22 protein-coding genes are annotated in these 20579 nt (G+C 59.4%); 13 read left to right on the top strand and 9 right to left on the bottom strand.

Annotated elements, in window-relative coordinates; genetic code table 11:
* Positions 1-31: 31 nt before the first annotated feature.
* The 9 genes from sppA (at position 32) to VJU77_02315 (ending at position 9805) form a co-directional block, all read left to right on the top strand.
* Positions 32-1042, top strand: coding sequence for a signal peptide peptidase SppA (gene sppA, locus VJU77_02275; GenBank protein HKP02162.1), 1011 nt, complete (start codon positions 32-34; stop codon positions 1040-1042).
* Between the two features lie 15 nt (positions 1043-1057).
* Entirely contained in the window at positions 1058-1870 is an 813-nt protein-coding gene (locus tag VJU77_02280; protein ID HKP02163.1) for a CPBP family intramembrane glutamic endopeptidase, read from the top strand.
* A complete protein-coding gene (locus tag VJU77_02285) occupies positions 1867-2757 on the top strand; it encodes a thiamine-phosphate kinase (GenBank protein HKP02164.1) in 891 nt (296 codons plus the stop codon). Before VJU77_02280 ends, VJU77_02285 begins: the two co-directional genes overlap by 4 nt.
* The gene (gene tsaE / locus VJU77_02290) at positions 2735-3163 is read left to right on the top strand and encodes a tRNA (adenosine(37)-N6)-threonylcarbamoyltransferase complex ATPase subunit type 1 TsaE (GenBank protein HKP02165.1); all 429 of its coding nucleotides are present in this window, start codon (positions 2735-2737) and stop codon (positions 3161-3163) included. The genes VJU77_02285 and tsaE overlap by 23 nt, the downstream gene beginning before the upstream one ends.
* Positions 3144-3749: a tRNA (adenosine(37)-N6)-threonylcarbamoyltransferase complex dimerization subunit type 1 TsaB gene (tsaB, locus tag VJU77_02295; GenBank protein HKP02166.1), complete on the top strand. Its 606-nt coding sequence runs from the start codon at positions 3144-3146 to the stop codon at positions 3747-3749. The genes tsaE and tsaB overlap by 20 nt, the downstream gene beginning before the upstream one ends.
* The gene (gene alr / locus VJU77_02300) at positions 3746-4837 is read left to right on the top strand and encodes an alanine racemase (protein HKP02167.1); all 1092 of its coding nucleotides are present in this window, start codon (positions 3746-3748) and stop codon (positions 4835-4837) included. Before tsaB ends, alr begins: the two co-directional genes overlap by 4 nt.
* A 46-nt stretch (positions 4838-4883) precedes the next feature.
* A complete protein-coding gene (locus VJU77_02305) occupies positions 4884-5249 on the top strand; it encodes a hypothetical protein (protein HKP02168.1) in 366 nt (121 codons plus the stop codon).
* On the top strand, positions 5246-6412 hold the full coding sequence (locus VJU77_02310) for an aminotransferase class V-fold PLP-dependent enzyme (GenBank protein HKP02169.1): 1167 nt from the start codon (positions 5246-5248) through the stop codon (positions 6410-6412). The genes VJU77_02305 and VJU77_02310 overlap by 4 nt, the downstream gene beginning before the upstream one ends.
* Before the next feature lie 192 nt (positions 6413-6604).
* Positions 6605-9805, top strand: a complete 3201-nt coding sequence (locus tag VJU77_02315; GenBank protein ID HKP02170.1) for a hypothetical protein — start codon at positions 6605-6607, stop codon at positions 9803-9805.
* 35 nt (positions 9806-9840) lie between these two features.
* Here VJU77_02315 and rpsR read toward each other — a convergent pair whose 3' ends face one another.
* The 4 genes from rpsR to VJU77_02335 form a co-directional block, all read right to left on the bottom strand.
* The gene (rpsR, locus tag VJU77_02320; GenBank protein HKP02171.1) at positions 9841-10080 is read right to left on the bottom strand and encodes a 30S ribosomal protein S18; all 240 of its coding nucleotides are present in this window, start codon (positions 10078-10080) and stop codon (positions 9841-9843) included.
* A gap of 6 nt (positions 10081-10086) precedes the next feature.
* The gene (gene rpmG, locus VJU77_02325) at positions 10087-10260 is read right to left on the bottom strand and encodes a 50S ribosomal protein L33 (protein ID HKP02172.1); all 174 of its coding nucleotides are present in this window, start codon (positions 10258-10260) and stop codon (positions 10087-10089) included.
* A gap of 3 nt (positions 10261-10263) precedes the next feature.
* Entirely contained in the window at positions 10264-11001 is a 738-nt protein-coding gene (locus VJU77_02330; protein ID HKP02173.1) for a TraR/DksA C4-type zinc finger protein, read from the bottom strand.
* 128 nt (positions 11002-11129) lie between these two features.
* Entirely contained in the window at positions 11130-11924 is a 795-nt protein-coding gene (locus VJU77_02335) for an ABC-2 family transporter protein (GenBank protein ID HKP02174.1), read from the bottom strand.
* Positions 11925-12021: 97 nt separating this feature from the next.
* Between VJU77_02335 and VJU77_02340 the strand changes: the two genes are divergently transcribed.
* From VJU77_02340 to VJU77_02350, 3 genes are read left to right on the top strand one after another with little or no spacing between them, the layout of a single operon-like run.
* Positions 12022-13233 (top strand): efflux RND transporter periplasmic adaptor subunit, encoded by a 1212-nt coding sequence (locus tag VJU77_02340; protein ID HKP02175.1) that lies wholly within the window; start codon positions 12022-12024, stop codon positions 13231-13233.
* Positions 13230-14003 carry an ABC transporter ATP-binding protein gene (locus VJU77_02345; GenBank protein ID HKP02176.1) on the top strand — a complete coding sequence of 258 codons (774 nt, stop codon included), beginning with the start codon at positions 13230-13232 and terminating at the stop codon, positions 14001-14003. The genes VJU77_02340 and VJU77_02345 overlap by 4 nt, the downstream gene beginning before the upstream one ends.
* On the top strand, positions 14000-15247 hold the full coding sequence (locus VJU77_02350) for an ABC transporter permease (protein HKP02177.1): 1248 nt from the start codon (positions 14000-14002) through the stop codon (positions 15245-15247). Before VJU77_02345 ends, VJU77_02350 begins: the two co-directional genes overlap by 4 nt.
* 113 nt (positions 15248-15360) lie before the next feature.
* Here VJU77_02350 and VJU77_02355 read toward each other — a convergent pair whose 3' ends face one another.
* Positions 15361-16476, bottom strand: coding sequence for a Tudor-knot domain-containing protein (locus VJU77_02355; protein HKP02178.1), 1116 nt, complete (start codon positions 16474-16476; stop codon positions 15361-15363).
* Between the two features lie 77 nt (positions 16477-16553).
* On the opposite strand from VJU77_02355, the gene VJU77_02360 reads away from it, so the two are divergent.
* Positions 16554-16910 carry a rhodanese-like domain-containing protein gene (locus tag VJU77_02360; GenBank protein ID HKP02179.1) on the top strand — a complete coding sequence of 119 codons (357 nt, stop codon included), beginning with the start codon at positions 16554-16556 and terminating at the stop codon, positions 16908-16910.
* Positions 16911-16979: 69 nt separating this feature from the next.
* Here the strand turns inward: VJU77_02360 and VJU77_02365 are convergent, their stop codons facing one another.
* The 4 genes from VJU77_02365 to VJU77_02380 form a co-directional block, all read right to left on the bottom strand.
* Positions 16980-17780 (bottom strand): ABC-2 family transporter protein, encoded by an 801-nt coding sequence (locus tag VJU77_02365; GenBank protein ID HKP02180.1) that lies wholly within the window; start codon positions 17778-17780, stop codon positions 16980-16982.
* Between the two features lie 2 nt (positions 17781-17782).
* Positions 17783-18403 carry a DUF2238 domain-containing protein gene (locus tag VJU77_02370; GenBank protein ID HKP02181.1) on the bottom strand — a complete coding sequence of 207 codons (621 nt, stop codon included), beginning with the start codon at positions 18401-18403 and terminating at the stop codon, positions 17783-17785.
* Positions 18396-19367: a 4-hydroxythreonine-4-phosphate dehydrogenase PdxA gene (locus tag VJU77_02375; GenBank protein HKP02182.1), complete on the bottom strand. Its 972-nt coding sequence runs from the start codon at positions 19365-19367 to the stop codon at positions 18396-18398. Before VJU77_02375 ends, VJU77_02370 begins: the two co-directional genes overlap by 8 nt.
* A gap of 223 nt (positions 19368-19590) precedes the next feature.
* Positions 19591-20577, bottom strand: a complete 987-nt coding sequence (locus tag VJU77_02380; protein HKP02183.1) for a peptidylprolyl isomerase — start codon at positions 20575-20577, stop codon at positions 19591-19593.
* Positions 20578-20579 lie beyond the last annotated feature (2 nt).

Genomic DNA, 20579 nt, shown 5'->3' on the forward strand with positions numbered 1-20579 from the left:
ACTTCAGTTCTCCACCAGCTTGCCCCCTCTCATGGAGGCCAATCGAAAACTCGGCTGTTTGAGCATTTTTCTCTTCGTGGCCCTTTGCGCGAGCTTATTCCTGAACCTGGTCTTGGCGGCTACCTCTCTGCGCCGCTTCGGCGGCAATACCCGCGAAGAAGAGCCGACGCCATCGTTTCGCGAAATCATCGTCCAACGCGGCCCTCGCGGCAGCAACGATAAGATCGCGGTTATCGCGATGCGCGGGCTGATCAGTTCGTCGCTTTCGGGGAATGTGGGCGACACCATGGTGGAAGACATGCGCCTGGCTCTTCAACAGGCGCGCGATGATTCGAATGTGCGCGCGATCGTGCTCGAAATCGATTCGCCGGGAGGAGAAGTGACGGCCTCCGACATTATCTACAACTGGGTGGTTAAAGCGCGGGCGCGAAAGCCGGTGGTCGTTTACATGGACTCCGTGGCGGCCTCGGGTGGGTACTACGTCGCGTGCGGTGGAAAATACCTGATGGCGAACGAGACCACCATCACCGGCAGTATCGGCGTGATCATTCAAACGCTTAACTACGAGCAACTCTTTAACAAAATTGGGCTGGCTTCGGTCACCTTCAAAAGCGGGAAGTTCAAGGACATCCTCAATGGCGGCCGCCAGATGACTCCGGAAGAGCGGGAGTTTGTCCAAAATTTCGTCATGAAAACCTACGACAAATTTCTCGGCGTCGTGGCGCAGGAACGCCATTTCCCGGCCGACCAGCTGCGCAACACGATAGCGGACGGACGCATTCTTTCCGGTAAGGACGCGCTCGAGAACAAGTTGATCGATGGCGTGGGCCAAATTGAAGACGCCTTTGCCAAAGCGAAAGAGCTCGGCAAGTCGCCTAATGCGACGGTCGTTAAATATGGGCCGCCCTACAGCTTCAGCCGTTTCCTGCGGGCCTTCGGGAGTACAAACGGTTCGAAACTCGAGCTGACGCTGCCAAAGCAATTAATGCCGCAGCTGGAAACCGGGCATGCTTATTTTTTGCCGAGCTTCTACGCTCCGTAGAGCGCGGGTCGCCGCATGACCGTCGACGGCTTGTTTCCGGCGCTCAACATTGTATTCAGCGCGTTTTTTATTGTCGTCGGCGTCTACATTTACGCTTCACTGCTTTGGCAAATCGGCGCCCGCGTTCCAAATTCCGAGCCACCTCCGTTTCGGACGTTCGGCGTCCCGGAAGCGATTGTTGGCCTCGTGATCATCAGCTTTTTCCTGGTCACGCTGGCCGCAGCCCCCGCCCATGACGTTTCGCGAATGCGAAGCCGCGACCTCATTGCCAGCGGCAGTTTCACGGTTGGCCTCTTGCTGGCGCTGGCAGGGTTTCTTCGTCTGCGCCGGCTTGATCTCGGTTCGTTAGGCGGATTTTCCAGGATCGGTTTTTTTCGGACCGTGGTGACCGGCGCGATTCTTATGCTCGCCGCCTATCCGCTTGTCATCCTTGCGGATTTCTTCACCCAGCGTCTCCTCCGCGGCCCACCGCAACGACAGGCGATTGTGGAGATGTTCAGTGAATCAAGCACGATCGAGCAGCGGATCCTCATCATTATCCTCGCGATCTCCCTGGCGCCGTTGGCAGAAGAATTCATTTTTCGATTTTTTCTCTACGGCGTCGCGAAGCGTTATTTCGGGCGGGTGATCGCTCTGGTTGTGACTTCGCTCCTGTTTGCTGCAGTCCACGGGCATTTGCCCTCGTTTGCGCCACTCCTGGTCCTCGGAAGCTGTCTCGCGGTCGCCTACGAATGGAGCGGGTCCATCCTCGTTCCGATGACGATGCATGCGATGTTCAATGCAGTCACTTTGACGGCGCTTGCGTTCCCCGAGCGCTTTCCATCATGAAGCTGCGAGAGGTCGGGGAGGACGGCCTGCTCGACCAACTCCTGCCGTTGCTCCCGCGTAATCGCGAAGTAATTCTGGGCGCCGGTGACGACTGCGCGGTCGTCAAATCAGGAACCGCCTCCAAGCTCCACCTTCTGAAGACCGATTGCCTGGTCGAGGGGATTCATTTTGCGAAGGACACGCGGCCGGAGCAGGTAGGATGGAAAGCGATGGCGCGACCGTTGAGTGATTTCGCGGCAATGTCGGGCGTGCCCCAATTTGCGCTTGTTACCCTGATCGTTCCGTCGAGGACGTCTCTGACCTGGGTCAAAAAGCTGTATCAAGGGATTCGGAAAGCAGCTCGCGCTTTCGGCGTGGCCGTCATCGGCGGAGAGACCAGCCGAACGAAAGGGCCCGCGGTTATTTCGGTCGCGGTCACCGGATTTGTTGAAAAAGGGAGATGGGTCAGCCGGGCCGGCGGAAAAGTGAACGACGAAATCTTTGTTACCGGTCGTCTGGGAGGGTCATTGGGTGGGCGTCACCTCCGATTCGTCCCGCGGATCGCCGAATCGCGCTGGCTGACGCAAAACTTCCGGGTTCACGCCATGATGGACTTGAGCGACGGGCTCGGCGCCGATCTGCCGCGTCTGGCCCGGGCCAGTAAAGTCGGATTCGAGATCGACCAAAAGACATTGCCCCTGAATCCCGGCTGCACTATTCGCCAGGCCATTTCCGATGGAGAAGACTACGAATTGCTCTTCACCCTTGCTCCCAAAGATTCCCGCTTATTGTCCTCCCGCTGGTCCAGGAATTTCCCAAACATTCCTCTCACACGCATCGGCCGGCTCAATCGACAATCGAAAATCGAAAATCGAAAATTCCCAAGTGGCTACCTGCATTTCCGATAGTCCTGCCGAAACGGAAACGGCCGGTCGCCGATTCGCCTCTAACTTGCCGGCGGGGACGGTCGTCGCCCTGGTTGGACCGCTCGGCGCGGGGAAGACCCAGTTCGTCAAGGGCCTGGTGGCAGAGATCGGCGCCCCCCTTCCCGTGACGAGCCCGACCTTCACGCTCATCCACGAATACACCGGCGGGCGAGTCCCAATTTATCACTTCGATTTTTTCCGGATCGATGATCGCCAATCCGCGGAGCGGCTCGGCCTGGATGAATATTTCTTCGGCGACGGCATCTCGGTCGTCGAGTGGGCGGACAAGTTCCCGGAGCTTATTCCGCCTGGGGCGCGCTGGATTTCCTTGGAGCCGAAATCTGAGACCAATCGCTGGATTACCATTCGTGAAGATCCTGGCACTTGAACTCTCCAGCGCGCGCGGCAGCGTGGCGTGGCGCGACGGCGATCTCGAATGGGCGCGGCAATGGCCGAATAACCGCAAGAACTCCGGCGAGTTTTTCCAGAACCTGGCGGACGCGCAGAAGCAATTTGGCCCGCCGGCCCGGATTGTGGTGGGCCTCGGACCCGGTTCCTACGCGGGAACCCGGATAGCGATTTCCACAGCCATCGGTTTGCAGTTGGCCACCAAGGCAGAGCTGGTCGGACTGTCGTCGCTTTGCGCTGTCGAATGCGACGCGCCGGCCTACGCCGTCGTCGGGGACGCGCGCCGGCAATCGTTCTTCCTGGCGCAGGTGCGCGATCGAATCGTATCGGTTCCGCCCGCTCTGCAAAGCGAAGCGGCACTCCGCAGCGCTCTTGCCGCTTTGAACGATCAGGTACCCGTTTTCGCCATGGAAGAATTACGGCAATTCGACGGCGTGCCGGTCCGATACCCGTCCGCCGAAATCCTGGCGCGGCTTGCCGCGGAGAGGAATCGCGAGTTTGTTCAGCCGCCGCTCGAACCAATTTACCTTCGCGAGCCGCACATTACGATACCGAGACAAAGATGAGTGAAACCTATCGCTGCTGGGCCGAGATCGATCGGAGCGCACTGCGCCATAACGCAGGCGTTGTCCGCGAGCGGATTGGCGCGGCGGAGATGCTCGCGGTGGTGAAGGCGAATGCTTACGGGCACGGCCTCGTGGGTGTGGCCGAAGCGCTGGCGAGCGACGCGCAGCTCTTCGGCGTAGCGAATCTCGAGGAAGCGCTCGCGCTCCGCGCCGCCGGCCTGTCGCATCCGGTGATCACCCTCAGTCCAGCATTAGCGGAGGAACGACCAATCATCGTCGAGCGGAAGTTCATTCCTACGATTTCGGCGCTCGAAGAAGCCGAGGCGTTCGCTCGGCTCGGTCCGGTTTCAATCAATTTCAAAGTCGACACCGGAATGGGGCGGATGGGCGTGCCCGAAAACGAAAGCCTCGCGGTCTTCCGCAAAGTCGCGGCGTTGCCCAATGTGCGCGTCCACAGCATCTCCACCCACATGCCGGTCTCGAATGAAGACGCCGAGTACACGCGTGTCCAGCTAGAGCGATTTCGCAACGTCTTCGCGCAATTTCGCGCCGAAGTCCCCGGCGACTACAAAGCGCATGTCCTGCAAAGTGCTGGAACGCTGGCGTTCAATGATCCGCCGCCGGAGATCGTTCGCGCCGGGGTCATGCTCTACGGAATTTCGCCGTTGCCCGAATTCCAAAAGATCCTCAAGCCGGTGATGACCTGGAAGGCGCGCATCGCTTTGATTCGGGAAATGCCGGCTGGCCACGGGATCAGTTACGGCCGCACTTTCATCACGCCGCGCCCGATGCGGGTGGCCACGCTTTCGGCCGGTTATGCCGACGGTTATCCGAGGCATCTTTCCAATCGCGAGGCAGCCATCCTGGTCCGGGGCCAGCGGTGTCCCCTTCTCGGACGCGTGACAATGGATTTGATGATGATCGATGTCTCCCACCTCAAGGACGCCCAGGTTGGAGACGAAGCAGTCCTGCTGGGCCGCCAGGGAGATGAGGAGGTTTCTGCGACCGAACTCGGAGACCGCGCTGGGACGATCTCGTGGGAAATTGTGACGCGCGTCGGCACCCGCGTCCGCCGCGTCTTCATATGATGGCGTTGGCAGGTCTCGGCGGTGCGTGTATTTGTGAGCAGCAGCGATGTTCCAGATCATCTTCAACGAACTAAGCGCCGCGGAAATGTCGGCCCTGCCGAAGACGCTCCAGTTGGAGTTGCTGGCCGAATTCCAAATCCTGCCCGAGGACCTTGATAATCTGGACGCCAGCCGGTTCGGGGTGATCGAGCGGGAAGGAAAAAAGCTTCATCGCTATCGCGCGAAGGATTACCGGATTTATTTCGAGAAGCGCGCGGAAGGAATCACCGTGCATCGGGTCCTCCACAAGAACACGTTCCGCGATTTTCTTTTCCGCAGTAAGCTGCCGATGGCGGAAGACGATCAGCTCGGGAAAACGACCGAGTTTTGGAAGTTGATCGAGCAAGGCGAGCGAACCCGCAAAGCGTCGTGATCGAGCAGCTCGCTTCGGACGAGAACCTGCGCCGGCGGGAATTCCCGATCTGTGCGCGCAAAATCTATTGCGCCCATGCGGCGGATGCGCCTTTGCCGCGGCGGGTGGCCGACGCAATGCAGGAATCGATCGAGCGCGCGTCGGTGGATCCGCGGGAGTACGAGAACGAGCTGGAGCGGATCGCGGAAACGCGGACGCTGGTGGCGCGGTTGCTGGGAAGCGGGGTAGACGAAATTGCCTTCACGGGGCCGACCGCAAGCGGGCTGAACGCAGTGGCCAACGGCCTCGATTGGAAGCCGGGTGACGAGGTCGTTTGCTACCTCGACGATTACCCGGCCAACGTTTATCCCTGGCTCGCTCTTGAGCGTCAGGGTGTCAGGCCGGTGCTGCTGGAAGCGGCTAGTATCGGAGAGATCACTCCCGAAATCGTGGAGCGCGCCCTGACGAATCGGACGCGCGTGGTGGCGCTGGCGAGCGCGAACTATTGCAGCGGTTATCGCATCGATCTGGATGCGATTGGCGCGCTTTGCGCCGGACGAGGCGTTCTGTTTTCAGTGGACGGAATCCAGACGCTGGGAGCTTTTCCAGTGCCGCTGGCAAACATCGATTTCCTCAGTGCCGGAGCCCAGAAATGGATGCTTGGTCCATCTGGCGCCGGGATCCTCTATATGAAGGAAAGCCGGCAGGAGTTGCTGCGCCCTGCGATCATCGGCGGCTGGAATGTGGTCTCGCCCAATTTTATCGCCCAGCGGGAAGTGAAGTTTGAAACCGGCGGCCGAAAATTCGAACCGGGCGCGTACACCCATAGCGTGATCGCCGGGTTACGGGCGGCGGTCGAACTGCTGCTGGAGGCAGGACCGAATGAGATCACGCGGAGGATTCAAGGGCTGAACCAGACGTTGCGCGATCAACTTACGCCGAGTGGTTTCGAGTTCCTGAGTCCCGAAGAAGAGAAAAACCGCAGCGGCATTCTGAGCTTTCGGCATCCACGGGTCGCGTCGGATCGGCTGTTGGAAACGCTAACGAAAAACAACGTCGTCGTTTCGTTACGATTCGACCGCGCTGAACAAAGCTGGCTGCGGGTGAGCCCGCATTTTTACAACACGCCGGCGGAAATTGAGCTCCTGATCGATTCTCTCGAACGAGATATCGCGATCGCCTAGATCGCGATCGGGGAACTCCGGGCCGTGGTTCCCTTAGTTATTGATTAGGAAGCCTTGGTTTGGCATTGATCATGTGACCGCCCGGAAGAATCCCGTCTCACCATCGCGCAATTGTTGTCGGCTATTGACTACGCGCGGTATTAGCGGCCGAACCGTCGCCAAGCAGCCAGAGAGCGTCCGGATGTAAGGCTTATGGCGGAACAGGAAAACAAAGGAGGCGGTTCGATCTCCTGGGCCAACGTGACCGCATTGCTAGTAGCCGTAGCAGGCGGCATCTCGCTCCTCGTTTCGCCCCTCGTAAGTTCGCGTCCGCAGAAAGGAAGCCGCCCCGTACAGACCCTGGCCGATCAGGATGTCGATGCCCGCCTTTGGCAGGACCCGTTGCGGGTCTCCATCGATCATTTCGAAAGCGCCGCTTCCCCAAAATCGGAGACGCTCAAACGGTCAAAAGAGCATCTCGCGAAGGTGAGTTTGGATATCTCCTTGTTACGCGGGGCCACCGACAAGCCGCAGTTGTTGATCCTGCCGGTGATGATCCCGGGCGGTCCTTACGCCGAGAATAACGAGCGCCGATTGCGAACGCGCCAGGCGGTCGTTTCTGGTTTGGCGGTGAGCGGCTTTACGCCGCGGGATGGGGAACGCATTGGATACTTCGCCCTCCCGGAACTCGACGACGCACCCGAAGGACGCTCTGCGGATCTGGTTCCGTACGAATGGTTCCAAAGGGCCAGCGAAAACTCCGGACTTTCCAAAGCGGACGGCCCCAATCGCGTTCTCATCCTTTGGGTGCGCGACGACTTGCCCGGCGCGAAACCGCTCCAGACTTTGCGGGTTCTCGCGAATGCCTTGAGATGGGACACAGCGGCGCATCGTGTCGCGGTTATCGGACCTGGGACCTCGACGAGTCTGACCAAACTCTTCGAGGAAGACGCCGAGCCCGGCACTGCGAACAATGCCGGCCTCAATGGCATTGCATTGTATGCCGCGTTGCCGACCGCGGCCGCCGAGGTGTTGACGCCTGGCCAGGAGGGAAAAAACGCAGCCGAGCCTGTTTTGAAGTCCGGCCCGCGCTTGTATCGAACCATTAACACCGATGACGAGGTCGCTCGGTCGATCATCGAGGAGCTCGCCCGCCGGCGGGTTGATTTACGGGACAATTTGAACGTCGATCTGAAGAAAAACTGGCGCGCGCTTAAACACGTCGCGGTCATCTCCGAATTGGATACGGTTTACGGCAGATCGTTGCCGTTGACCCTGCGCACAGAAATTCAACGCGACCATCCCGTCCAGCCGGCGACGGAGGCGATCGAAGCGAAGAGCGATTTTTCGAGCGGCGATGACCGAAAAGAGTGGTTTCATGTTTTCACCTACTTGCGCGGAATCGATGGTCGTCTCCCAGCCGAGGGCGGCAGCGAAAAAAGCAAGGCCCCGGCGGAAAAGGAGCAAGGGACCGCGCCGCGGGAAGCAACTGAGGGCGAGGACCAATCCGACTACCTGCGTCGTCTGGCCACGCAGCTCGCCGCGGAGCACCAAAAGCTGAAGCGCCAGGGCAGTCAGGGCTTCAAAGCCGTGGGCATTCTGGGCAGCGACGTCTACGACAAATTGATGATCCTGCGGGCGCTCCGCGCTGAGTTACCCGGCGTCATTTTTTTCACGAACAATCTGGATGCGCGCCTTGGGTTGAAGGAGGAATGGCCGGCCGCTCATAACCTGATCGTGGTCTCGCCCTTCGGACTAAGTCTCGCGTCCGCATATCAGGGCAGGATCGCGCCGTTCCGTGACAGCTACCAAACGTCAGTCTTCGCCAGCACCCTCATGATCATAGGGCCGTTGAAAAGGCCAACCCGGGAGCAGATGCTTTCGCCGCGAATTTTTGAAATCGCGCGAAACGGTCCGTGGGACCTCAGCGTGAAAGCACGGATTTTCGATCCGCCGCGACTCGATACCGCCACCTGGTTTGGCAATTCGGGCCGGCGCATCTTCGCCGCGCTCGCTTTCGCCGGATTCCTGGCCGTCCTGGGTTGGATCGGTCTGACAGCAGGATGGATTGAGCTGCCTGTCGATATGACGGCGGGCTGGCGCGTGAGCAGTATCGTGAGCCGGCTCTTTGCCATGACTCCAATTGCCCTCGTGGTGGCATTCCTTGTTAGCGTCGTTGTAATTTGGCCGCTGTATCGGGTGCAACGCCTGGCCGGCGAACCGCTCGCCATTCTTCAAGGAATCAGTATTTGGCCCACGGAAATGGTTCGCGGGATCATCGCCATCCTCTGCGCGCACTTTGCCTGGAAGAGTCACGTCGCCCTGCGCGAGAGCGATGCCCAGATCAAGCGCGATCATTGCCTCCCCGGTGCCACGCCCGCGAGCCCATGTGCCGTGCCGGCGCCGCAAACGACAACATCGGTGCCCAAAACAACCTGGCTTCGCCGCATCGTGGCTCTTGGGAACTGGAACATCGCCGCGGCTCGCCAGCGCGTGCAGGAAAGGATCGGGTGGCGAACCGGGAGCCGCGAAAAGCGCTCGACTCCTTTGCCGGATAATGCGCCAGAGGGCGCGACCGCCGTGGAAAGAGACGGCATCAGCGCCGAAAAGCTGTGGCAGGAATATCTGGAAAGGGGACACTGGCGGCGCCGCCTTGCCCGCTTCGGACCGCTGGTTGTTTTTTATTTGATCGGCGGCGTCGCGATTTTTCTGGCGCTCGGATTCCCGGCTATTCCTGCCCGCGGCGGGTTCAGCTTCGGGGTCGACATGGTGATGCTGATAATCTGCATCATCAGTACGACGGTCCTGCTCTTCTACATCGTCGACGCCATCCGTCTGAACCGAGACCTGATCGCGCTCTTCAACCAGGGTATCACTTTTTGGCCCGAAAGTGCGCAGAAGCTGAGCGCGCGCCGTCGCCTGCTTAACGAGGAGGAACTGGCCGAGTATCTCGATATCCGGTTAATCGCCGCCCGCACCGAAGTGGTTTGCCCGCTGATCAATTATCCCTTTGTCATTCTCGTCCTGATGATCGTGGCCCGGAACAGTTACTTCGATAATTGGGACTGGCCCTGGAGCTTGATCATCATCCTCGCGCTCAACCTGGCCTGGGCCATCTATTGCTCGGTCCGGCTCTACCGCGCCGCCCGGAAAGCTCGGCGCACCGCGATTGACCGTTTGTCGGACCACCGGCTGCAGGCGCTTTATCACACCACTGAGGTCCAAACGCCTGAAGGCCGCGCGCAGGCGGAGACCAGGGTGAAGATGATCGAGGAGACGATCAGCGAGATTCGCGATTTAAGCCGTGGAGCGTTCGCTCCGCTGTCCAATCAACCCTTCTTCCGGGCGATCCTGTTTACGTCCGGAAGTATAGGGATCGGATCGCTTCTGCAGTACCTGCCCAGCATCTTCTAGGGCTATCCGCGAGCCGAGCGGAAATGAAGGCACACCTACTTCATCAGCAGCACGGAACGGCTGCGCTTGATCTCGCGCGTGATCTTGCGATGCATGTGCGCCGGCATGCCGGTCACACGGCGCGGCAAGATTTTGCCGCTCTCGGTCACGAATTTCTTGAGGAGATCGGGATTCTTGTAATCGATCGCCTCGGTGGCGATGTCGATCCGCCGGCGCGGCATGGTCCGGTTGGCGCGGCGGAAAGCGGAACGGCGTTTGGCTGTCTTTGGTTGCATGGCTGTTTACCTCGTCTCGCGATGGAGGGTATGCCGCTTCAGGAACGGATTGTATTTCTTTTTTTCCAAACGATTCGGCGTCCGCGGGCTCTTCTTGTTCCGGGTGCTCATGTAACGAGAGACCGGCTGCCCGAGCGCCTTCGCTTCCGTGCATTCCAGAGTGATTATTTCCTGCGCCATAAACTATTCCTTGCTCTCGTCCGGCTTGGTTTCTTCTTCTTCGCCTTCCGCGCTCTCTTCGTCCGTCAGACCAAAAAGCGAGGTGACCGATTGCCGGACACGCGACGCCTTGTTCTGCTTCTCGAGCTGCGATTGGCATTCCACGGTGAAACGCGCAAACGGGATCGCTTCGAGCCGCGCATGGGAAATCTGTTTGCCCGACATTTCGCAGATTCCGTAGGTGCCGAGCTCAATCCGCTTCAACGCCTGGTCGATTTCGTAGAGCGCATCCTGTTCCTGGGAAAGGAGGCTGAGCGCGAAGTCGCGGTCGTAGGCATCGCTGCCGGCGTCCGCCTGATGCATCCCGAAAGCTGAGGCTTCGCTGCCTTCCGCGCGCGAGCGTAAATTGTCTTTCGCGACCCCGGCCATCGAATCGACCATCGCGTCGCGAAGCTGCAGTAATTTGTCTTTCTGGCCGCGCACGAACGGGTCGAGCCGCCGTTGCTTGTGGTTTTTCGCCGCCAGGATCGTCTGGCTCGCATCAGGGGAAACAAAATTCTTTTTCGCGCCGTTGGCCCGAGGCGATTTGCCGGCGTGAGGGGACGTTTTTGCCGCCTTTTTTGCGACGGGCTTCTTCGTGGCAGCGGCTTTTTTGCCAGCGGACTTGGTCGCTTTGGCTGCTTTTGGGTGCGAAGATTTCTTGGCCTGTCCCTTTGCTTTAGCAGGTTTTTTCGAGCTCTTCTTTTTCGGGGAGTTGGCCATATTTTCAAGTGCACCCTTGGTTTGCCGGGCGCGAGCGGAGGCTTACTTAAAGGCATTTCTGGCGGGGTGCAAGGGGAGATTTACCCGCTAAAAACGAGCAAAAAAGTAGCCAGTTTTTGGGCCGATTTTCAGGAGCTGGCGCTCGAATAATGGCGCAGGGCAAAACGCCAGAAAACGCGTGAAAGGGAAAACGCAATCGACCCGGCCACAATGAGATGCAACATCAGCAGGGCAGGGTCGCCCAGCGGCTTGATCAGGAGCCGGGCCGGGATATTGGCCACGATCACCACCGGGATGATCCAGCCAAACACAAAACGAAAAAGGCGCGGGAAGATCACGTCCGGATAACGGGCAATGTGGAGAAAATTGAAGTAGCCGTAAACCAATCCCTGGGCCCGGACGATCCAGAAGCTGATCGCCGCCAGGGTGAGCATGATGGAATAATGAATCGCTACGCCGAAGCAGATCGCCACCAGATAAAGAAGAACCTGCACCACGGACGGCGTGACGTGCAGCTTGGAGAGCGCGACGATGACCACCACGCCGCCCAGGAGCGCGTTGAGCACGCTGTCGAGACCGAACTGTTTGGTGGAAACGGCAAACTGGCTGTCGATCGGCAGCGCGAGCAACGAGTCCAATTTTCCAGTCCGGACCAGCTCGGGAATATTGGAAACATTGACGAAGAAAAATGCCTGGAACAATTGGGCGATCATCTGGTGGGTGCCGATCAGCAGGATCACTTCCCACTTTGTCCAGTCACCGAGGCGATCCACCTGGCCGAAGATAATGCCGAAGAAAACGATTTGGCCGCAGAACCAGAGGACTTCCACGATCATCCAAAGGATGAAATTGGCTTTGAAACTCAGCTCCCGGATAAGCGAGTTGCGCAGCATGATTCCCCAGATGGTGAGATAACGGCGCATCCGCCCTACGCTTCCGCGCAACCGGGACGGCCGCAACTTCGAGCTTTCTCCGAGGTTGTATTAACCTCAGGCAAGATCATCGTTCGCAGACACCGGCATGTTTAAACGACCTATTCCTTTGATCGTCGCAGCCACGGTTTTGATCGTGAGCGCGCTGCTCCTGCGCCGCTGCGCGAGCGGCTCGAGCGCGACTTACCAGACAGCGCCGGTGACTCGCGGTCCGATCACGCAGGCCGTGACCGCCACCGGCACCCTTAATCCCGTCCAGAACGTCCAGGTCGGCAGCCAGGTTTCCGGCAATATCCAGAAACTATTCGCCGACTTTAATTCGGTCGTGAAAGCGGGCCAGGTCATTGCCCAGATCGATCCGATCGTTTTCCAGGCCAGCGTCAACCAGGCGGAGGGCGATCTTGCTAATGCGCGTGCCGCCCTCGAGCTGGCCCGCCTCAATGAGACGCGCACTCAGGCGTTGGTCGCCAAACAAAACTCGGCCCAGTCCGATCTCGACCAGGCGACGGCCGCGCTGCATCAGGCAGAAGCCAACGTGAAGATCAAGGAAGGCGCGCTCGAAAAAGCAAAGGCCGATCTCGATCATTGCACGATCACTTCCCCGATCGATGGCATCGTGATTTCCCGCAACGTGGATGTTGGGCAAACCGTCGCGGCCAGTCTCCAGGCGCCGGTGATCTTCCAAATCGCGAACGACCTCTCGAAAATGCAGATCGACGCGAATGTCGCCGAGGCCGACGTGGGAGCGGTGGCGGTGGACCAGGACGTCGAGTTCACGGTGGACGCGTTTCCGACTCGCACCTTCCCGGGCAAAGTGGTGCAGGTTCGCAACGCGCCGATTACTGTCCAAAACGTGGTTACTTACGACACCGTGATCGGCGTCAGCAATCCGGAGCAAAAATTAAAGCCGGGAATGACGGCGAACGTTTCCATCGTTGCGGCGCACCGCGATGAGACCTTGAAAATTCCGAACAGCGCCCTGCGTTTCCGGCCGCCGGATGTGGCGTCGTCGCCAGCGCCACGGCGCGATCCATCGGCGGGGCCGCGCCAGCCGGGCGGCGGCAACAAATCGGGGGGAAATCGTGCTGAGCGGCGGACGGAGCGGACGGTGTATGTGCTTGCTTCCGGCGCTTCGAAACCGACGGCGGTGACGATTAAGACCGGGATCAGCGACGGCATCACGACGGAAGTCGTGGAAGGCTTGAAGGAAGGCGATCGGGTCGTCACCACGATGACCGAGAGTTCTTCATCGGATGCGCCCGCGACAAATCCATTCAGCGGTCCGCGGCGGCGGCCATGAACAGTTCTTCGAACGGCGTAGCGGTTCGCCTCGACGAGGTTCGAAAGACCTATCAAACGGGGGAGGTCGAAGTGCAGGCCGTGCGTGGCGTGTCGATCGAAATTTCACATGGCGAATTCGTCGCCCTCATGGGTTCGAGCGGTTCGGGCAAATCGACGTTGATGAACATCCTCGGCTGTCTGGATCGGCCGACGGCCGGCCGCTATTTCCTCGACGGCGAAGATGTCTCGTCGTTGAGCCGCGACGACCTGGCGGACGTGCGGAATCGCAAACTCGGATTCGTTTTTCAGAACTTCAACCTGCTCGCGCGCACTTCCGCGCTGGAGAACGTCGAGCTGCCGCTGCTCTACTCCGAGGTAGCCTTGACGAGCGCCCAGCTGCGCGAAAAAGCGGAGCAGGTGCTGGCGGCGGTCGGTCTGCAGGGACGTGGGGACCACACGCCGAGCCAGCTTTCCGGCGGGCAACAGCAGCGGGTCGCGATCGCGCGGGCATTGATCAACGATCCCGAAGTGCTTCTGGCCGATGAGCCCACTGGCAATCTCGACAGCCGAACGAGCGTGGAGGTTATGGAGATCTTTCAGTCCCTGAATGAGAAGGGAATCACGATCGTCATGGTGACCCACGAGCCAGACATTGCCGCCTACGCGCGCCGCAACATCGTAATGAAAGACGGGTTGGTGCGGAGCGATCAGCTGGTCGCGAATCGCCTGCAGGCCGCAAGCGAACTGGAACGAATCTCCGCGACAGATGCCTTGGAGGCCGCGGTATGACCGGCAAAAGTTTTGCGCGCCGGATCCGGCTCGCTTCGACTTTCAAAATCGCGGCGCGAGCGTTGCGTCGAAATAAGTTACGCTCGGCCCTGACCGCTCTCGGAATCATCATCGGAGTCGGCGCGGTCATCGCCATGGTGAGCATCGGGACCGGTGCGAAAGCGCAAGTCGAGGCGCAGATCGCGAGCCTGGGCGAAAACGTGATCCTGATCTTTTCTGGCAGCACGACTGCGAGTGGAATTCGCACCGGCTGGGGCGGCGCCGGCACCTTGAAGATCGAGGATGCCGAAGCGATCCGCCGCGAAATCCCGTCGGTCACCCTGGTCAGCGAAGAAGTTGTTTCCACTTCGCAGGTCGCGGCCGGAAACCAGAATTGGTTTACCCGCATCTATGGTGAGTCCGCCGATTACTTCGATCTCCGGCAATGGCCGCTGGCGGACGGCGCGCCGTTCACTTCCCAGGATGTGCGGAGCGCGAACAAGGTTTGCGTTATCGGCCGCACGACCGCCACGCAAGTATTCGGCAGCGAAGACGTCGTCGGGCAGGTGTTGCGGGTGAAGAATGTTCCGTTTCAGATCACCGGCGTCCTCACCCCCAAAGGGCTTAGTTCACAGGGGACCGATCAGGACGACATCGTAATCATGCCGTTTACGAGCGCCATGAAGCGGGTGATGGGAGGCGGGACGACCCTGCGGAACATCAACGCGCAGGTGGCGAGCACGGCCGATCTCGGTCCGGCGCAGCAGCAAATCATCGCTCTCCTCCGCCAGCGCCATAACATCCGCGAAGGGCGCGACGACGATTTTACCGTCCGCAACCAGGAGGAAATCGCCGCCGCCCAAACCGCTACCACTGAGACGATGACCGCATTGCTCGCGGGCGTGGCGGTGATTTCGCTGGTGGTCGGCGGGATCGGCATCATGAACATCATGCTGGTGAGCGTGACGGAGCGGACGCGCGAGATCGGCACGCGCATGGCCGTCGGCGCGCACGGGCGCGACATCCTCACCCAGTTCCTAATCGAAGCGATCACGCTGAGCGTCATCGGCGGGATCATCGGTATTATCCTCGGAATTGTATCGGCGAAAATCCTGGCCGCGGTGAAGAATTGGCCATCGCTGATCTCGCCCGGATCCATCGTGATCGCGTTTGTAGTCAGCGCGGCGGTCGGCGTGTTTTTCGGATTTTACCCGGCGCGCAAAGCCGCCCGGCTCGATCCGATCGACGCCCTCCGCTACGAATAAAATTCGCTGGTAGGGACGGCGCGCTGCGCCGTCCGCCCGTCGGGAGTTGCCGCGTTGTTGATTCAACGGACGGCGCAGCGCGCCGTCCCTACCAATCATATTGAGAGCATTGCCTACTTCGGATTGCGAATCCGGCGGGAGGGGACCCATTCGTCCCATTTCGCTTCGTACTCAGTGTAGTGGATGAGGTGCACGCCATCCTTGGCCTGCAAGACCGTCGCCGGATACCAGCGCTTTTTCCAAAGCACTTCCACCTTCGCGCCGGTCGCATAGCGGACCGGTTTGATCGGTTGTAGATCTTCCGGCGCGACCCACGTGTCTTCGTCGTCTTCGTAGCCGATGAAATGAATCTTTAGCTTCTCATCCCGGACGTCGATAACCCGGCAGGCGTACCAATCTTCGTCGGCGTCCCGCGCTTTCGCCCGTTCGCCGACCCTCGGGTTGGCGAGAGGTTTCGCCGTGGCCAGGACAATTTCCGGCGAAAACTCTTTCGTATGCGCGAAGGTGGAACGCTGTTCTTCGGCTGCGTTCATGTCCGCCTCCACGTGGGCGGCGAATTCCGCCAGCGTAACCGTGCCGTCATGATTGAGATCGACATAGGAAATGCCGCGCCACGCGTCCAGCAGCGCTTCCGTGAAAGTCCAATGCTCGGTTGAGGATTCGCTGGCCGCCGAAGAAGTCACGCAGGCGTAAGCCGGACCGCTCGCTTGCTTCGTGATGGCCAGGCCGGCCTGGCCCGAATAACAACAATCGATAAACCAGAGAACGTGTTTGCATTTGCTGCTCTGGATTTTCCCCGGGATCGAATTAATCGACCATCCTTCGACTTCATCATCGCCTGCGTCGTAGGAAGCCAGAAAAACATCGTTGCCGTCATCCGATTTGGAGCCGTGGCCCGCGTAATAGACGATGAGAAGATCGTCCGGGCTTAATTTCTTCAGTTGCGCCGTGAACGCGTCGTCGATCCGTATTTGCCTGGCTTGTTTGTCCTGTAGATAAACAATCTGGGATTCGGGGACGCCGCTCTGTTTGAAGAAATTTACCAGCGCTTCATCCCGGCGGTTTTTCACCGGGAACGAGCCAAACATCTCGGAATGTTTCCAGCTCAGGACGCCGACGACGAACACCCAGGTCTTTTGCGGCTGCCAACCCAGCTCTTTGGCGCGACTAATCGGCGAAGAGCAAAAAAATGCGAGCAGCAGCAACGGAAACAGCGTTCGGCTTTTCATTTTCGCGGCATCCTAGCCAAGGGAGGCGCGGGATTCCAGCAGACTTGACCGTTCGAAGCGGTCGGGGACGTTCAAGGATGAATCGCTTTCAGCAGCTCGTCGCCGCCGCGAAGAAGAACATTACCGAGGTCTCACCGGCGGAAGCGCAAGCCCAGAGCGAGCGCGGTGACGCTCTTCTGATCGACGTCCGTGAAGGAGAGGATTGGCGCGAAGATCACGCGAAAAACGCGAAACATCTCGAGCGCGACATTATCGAACTGGAAATCGAAGAGCAGATCCCCGATCTGAAAACACCGATCATCTGCTACTGCGGCGGCGGGAGCCGGTCCGCCCTCGTCGCGGAGAGTCTGCAAAAAATGGGATACGAGAATGTGCGATCGATGGCCGGCGGTTTTCGCGCGTGGCAAGAGAGCGGTTTGCCGAGTTCGGATTAGTGAATGGTGACTGGTGATCAGTGAATGGAATAGCCCATTCACCAGTCACTGATCACCATTCACATTCCCTTAGCCGCCGACCGCCTGATAATGCCCAAGCCCGCGTTTCCACATGTAGCGAGCGACGCTCCAGGTGACAAAGAGCCATCCAGCCTGGATCGCCAGGGCCTGGCCCATCTCGGCGCCGCGGAGGCGTTCCATGAAAATGGCGATCGGACAGAAAAGTTCGTAGTAAAAGGGGAGCCATTTTAGCGCGGCCTGGATCGCGGCTGGCATGATGTCCACCGGAAACATCTGGCCGCCGAGGAAGTATTCGAACGAGTAAACGATGAAGACGATCGTGGAAATCTCCAGAATCCAGAAGGCGAAGAGCGCGATGGTGTAGGTGATGAAGAACTGAATCAGCGCGGACATGATCAGCGAAAGAAGCGCGCAAAAGTAAGTCAGGGCGTTGGAAGGAAGCACCAGGTAATCGCGGAAATAGAAGAGGATCAGGGCGACTGGCGGAATGGTGACGGCCGTGAAAACAAGGCGGCCGCTCAGGAAAATGCTGAAACGGTAAGCGAGGTAACTGAGGGGCTTGGTCAGGAAAGAATTGATCTGGCCTTCCCGGATGTCGGCCGAGATTTGCCATTCGTCTTCGGTCGGCGTGACCAGGTTCGAGACAACGATGGTCAGCAGGTAATAATAGATCATCGAGCCGTAGGTGTAGCCGTGCATACCGCCGCCCGGTTCGCGGAAAACGGCCCGCCAAAGAAACACGGTGCCCGCCAGCGGGATCAGGCCGAAGACCGCGCGCAGAAAATAGTTCCAGCGGTAAACGAACGTGTTCTGAAGACCGAGATTAAAAACGGTGAGGTATTTCTTCACGATCAGGTGTCCGTCACTTTTCTTAGGGCACGATTGTGAAAGTAGGAAAGGAAAACGAGCGCGCAAACAGCGCCGATCAGCGCCCAAAACATATCCGACTGGGTGTCCCAGACATCGCCCTGGCTGCCGAGGAATTGGTTTGCGGCACTGCCAGCGACTAGCGCCGCCCACCATTCCAGGAGCTCATAAAACGCGCTGATTCCCATGCAGATCGAGATCACGAGGTAGGGGATCCATTTTTTCCGTCGAACCACGTCGAGCCGAATAATTACCTCGCGAGCGGCGATCGCCGGAACCAAGCCCTGCATCAGATGGCCGAGGCGATCATAATGGTTGCGCTGCCAGCCGAAGATCGGACGGAGCCAATCGAATAGCGGCACCTGGGCGTAGGTGTAATGGCCGCCCACGCAAAGCACGCAGATGTGGAGAGCGATGAGGACGTAGCAAAACGTGGTGAGCCGAAACCGCCGATAGGTCGCGGCCAGGAGGACAATGGCGACGAGTCCGGGCGACGTTTCCAACCACCAGGTAAGGCGATCATAAGGCCGCCAGGCCGACCAGCCGATCACGGCCGCGACCAACAGGAGAAGCGCGAGATGAAGGCGCCGAGGCTCTTTAGTCATGAGGACGGTTACTTTTGCGAGCCAACTCCACCGCCAGATTAATCGCGACGATCATGCTATCGGGGCGGGCTAGGTTTTTGCCGGCGATCTCAAAAGCCGTCCCGTGATCGGGGCTCGTGCGCGGGAAGGGGAGGCCGAGGGTCACATTCACCCCTTCGTGGAAAGCGTGCAGCTTCAAGGGGATGAGGCCCTGGTCGTGATACATGCAGAGGACGCCGTCCCAGTCGCCGTTAGCGGCGTGGTGGAAAACGGTGTCCGGGGAAAAGGGGCCGCGGATGATTGCAGATTTCCCTTCGGCTTGCTCAGGGCCTTGAGCCAGTCGAGACGGCAGATTCCAGGGCGTAAAAGCCCCGTGGGGGCCACGCCCCTTCACGGGGATTGCAGATTGGAGTTCCTCGATGGCGGGCGCGATTATTTCGGCTTCTTCGCTGCCTAGCGCGCCGGATTCACCTGCGTGGGGATTGAGGCCGGCAACCGCGATGCGCGGACTGGCGATTCCCCGGCGACGGAGAAAATCCAGGAGGAGCAGACCGACCCGAACGATTTCCTCGGTTTTCAAGGAGCCCGGGACCTCACGCAACGGAAGGTGAACGGTTACGAGCGCCACGGTGAGTTTCCTGCCGGTGAGGAGCATCGCGAAATTGCTGACGCTACATCGGTCGGCGAAAAACTCGGTCTGGCCGGGGAAACGGAAACCGATGTCGTACATTCGTGCCTTGTTAATTGGACCCGTGACAATGGCGTGGATTTCACCGCGGAGAGCGAGCTGAACGCCTTCCTCGAGGGCCTGCAAGGCGGACCGGGCCGTTTCCTGGGTTGGTTCGCCTAACGAGCAGTCAAGCGCCGGGCCGATGATGGAGTATTCCGCATCGGCAGGCAACCGGCCGGAGGCGAGCGCGGCCCGGACGATCTCCGGTCCAATGCTGGCGGGATCGCCCAGCGTGATGCCGATGCGACAACTCATCGCGCATTGTCACAAACGGGATCGCCCCCCGCAAGATGGATTGCGGTTCTTCTGTAGCCGTCGCCCTGTGGGCGACGTTGAGCTGACGGTGTCAGCGGATCAAACGCCTCCGCCGGAGACAGTCCAAAGGGAACGCTTCGCACAGCGAAGCGGCTACAGAAGAAAAGAGAGTGGCGGTTTGGAAAGCGCCGATCCTTGGACGCGGCAAAGCCGCCTGTAGATCTCAGAACGTCCGGATGTACGCTTTCTGGCGGAGACCGGCCAGCCAGATTTCCTGCTGGCGCTGGTTTTCCTCCTGCATCAGCTTTTTCTCAATCTCCGGCCGCATCTTGGCCAGCGATGGCGTATCGCCGCCCCGTTTTTCTTCGACCTTCAGAATGTAGAAGTTCGGGGGGAGCTCGATGACGTGGCTGACCCGCCCAGGCGGAAGGTTGAAAGCGACTTTCTCCAGTTGCGGCGCCAGCGTCTTGCGTTCGATCCATCCCCAATCGCCGCCCGAGTCCCGGGTCGTATCTTCGGAATACATCTGCGCCATGCGATCGAAGGGCGCGCCGTCGGCGAGCTTCCCGAGAATTTCCTCGGCGACTGCTTTCTGCGCGGCCGAATTTCCTTCCGCCGCGCGCGTCGGAATCATGATCAGCCGCAGCTTGACCTGCTCCTTGGCTGTGAATTCCGCCTTATGCTTCGCGTAATACTCATTCACCTTTGTCGGCGAAATTGTCGTGACCGGTTTCACGTTCTTGCTCCGCATGGCCTGGACGATGATCTTTTCGGTCTCGAGTTTCTTGAACTCGGTCAGCGTATAATTCTGGGCCTGCAAGGTCTTGATGAAGGTGGCCCGATCGCCGCCGAAATCGTCCCGGATGATGTCCTTAACCCTCTCTTCCACGATGTAGGCGGGCAGCTCGAATTTTTCCTTCCGAAACGATTGCACGATCAGCTCGCGGTCGATCAGGTCTTTCAGGGCCGCGTCGCGCGCCTCCTTGACCTGTTTGGCCAACTCCTCGCCCTTAAATTGACTGTGCAACAAGCGCTCGCGGGGGGCGGAGAGAGCGCGGACCTGGGAGTAGGTGATGACTTCACCGTTCACAATCGCGGCGATGCCGTCGATCACGCGGGCATTTTCTTCCGCGGCAAGGGCACCCTGGCAAAGTGGCGAAATGAGCACGGTCGACGCCGCCAGCACACCTGCAAATAATGGTCGAATCATGG

The organism is Chthoniobacterales bacterium (assembly GCA_035274845.1).
Taxonomy (GTDB): domain Bacteria; phylum Verrucomicrobiota; class Verrucomicrobiia; order Chthoniobacterales; family UBA10450; genus AV80.

Coding starts and splice junctions, on each gene's coding strand:
- sppA (HKP02162.1), top strand. CDS start 32: ATGGAGGCCAATCGAAAACTCGGCTGTTTGAGCATTTTTCTCTTCGTG.
- VJU77_02280 (HKP02163.1), top strand. CDS start 1,058: ATGACCGTCGACGGCTTGTTTCCGGCGCTCAACATTGTATTCAGCGCG.
- VJU77_02285 (HKP02164.1), top strand. CDS start 1,867: ATGAAGCTGCGAGAGGTCGGGGAGGACGGCCTGCTCGACCAACTCCTG.
- alr (HKP02167.1), top strand. CDS start 3,746: ATGAGTGAAACCTATCGCTGCTGGGCCGAGATCGATCGGAGCGCACTG.
- VJU77_02305 (HKP02168.1), top strand. CDS start 4,884: ATGTTCCAGATCATCTTCAACGAACTAAGCGCCGCGGAAATGTCGGCC.
- VJU77_02315 (HKP02170.1), top strand. CDS start 6,605: ATGGCGGAACAGGAAAACAAAGGAGGCGGTTCGATCTCCTGGGCCAAC.
- rpsR (HKP02171.1), bottom strand. CDS start 10,080: ATGCAACCAAAGACAGCCAAACGCCGTTCCGCTTTCCGCCGCGCCAAC.
- rpmG (HKP02172.1), bottom strand. CDS start 10,260: ATGGCGCAGGAAATAATCACTCTGGAATGCACGGAAGCGAAGGCGCTC.
- VJU77_02330 (HKP02173.1), bottom strand. CDS start 11,001: ATGGCCAACTCCCCGAAAAAGAAGAGCTCGAAAAAACCTGCTAAAGCA.
- VJU77_02335 (HKP02174.1), bottom strand. CDS start 11,924: ATGCGCCGTTATCTCACCATCTGGGGAATCATGCTGCGCAACTCGCTT.
- VJU77_02340 (HKP02175.1), top strand. CDS start 12,022: ATGTTTAAACGACCTATTCCTTTGATCGTCGCAGCCACGGTTTTGATC.
- VJU77_02345 (HKP02176.1), top strand. CDS start 13,230: ATGAACAGTTCTTCGAACGGCGTAGCGGTTCGCCTCGACGAGGTTCGA.
- VJU77_02350 (HKP02177.1), top strand. CDS start 14,000: ATGACCGGCAAAAGTTTTGCGCGCCGGATCCGGCTCGCTTCGACTTTC.
- VJU77_02355 (HKP02178.1), bottom strand. CDS start 16,476: ATGAAAAGCCGAACGCTGTTTCCGTTGCTGCTGCTCGCATTTTTTTGC.
- VJU77_02360 (HKP02179.1), top strand. CDS start 16,554: ATGAATCGCTTTCAGCAGCTCGTCGCCGCCGCGAAGAAGAACATTACC.
- VJU77_02370 (HKP02181.1), bottom strand. CDS start 18,403: ATGACTAAAGAGCCTCGGCGCCTTCATCTCGCGCTTCTCCTGTTGGTC.
- VJU77_02375 (HKP02182.1), bottom strand. CDS start 19,367: ATGAGTTGTCGCATCGGCATCACGCTGGGCGATCCCGCCAGCATTGGA.
- VJU77_02380 (HKP02183.1), bottom strand. CDS start 20,577: ATGATTCGACCATTATTTGCAGGTGTGCTGGCGGCGTCGACCGTGCTC.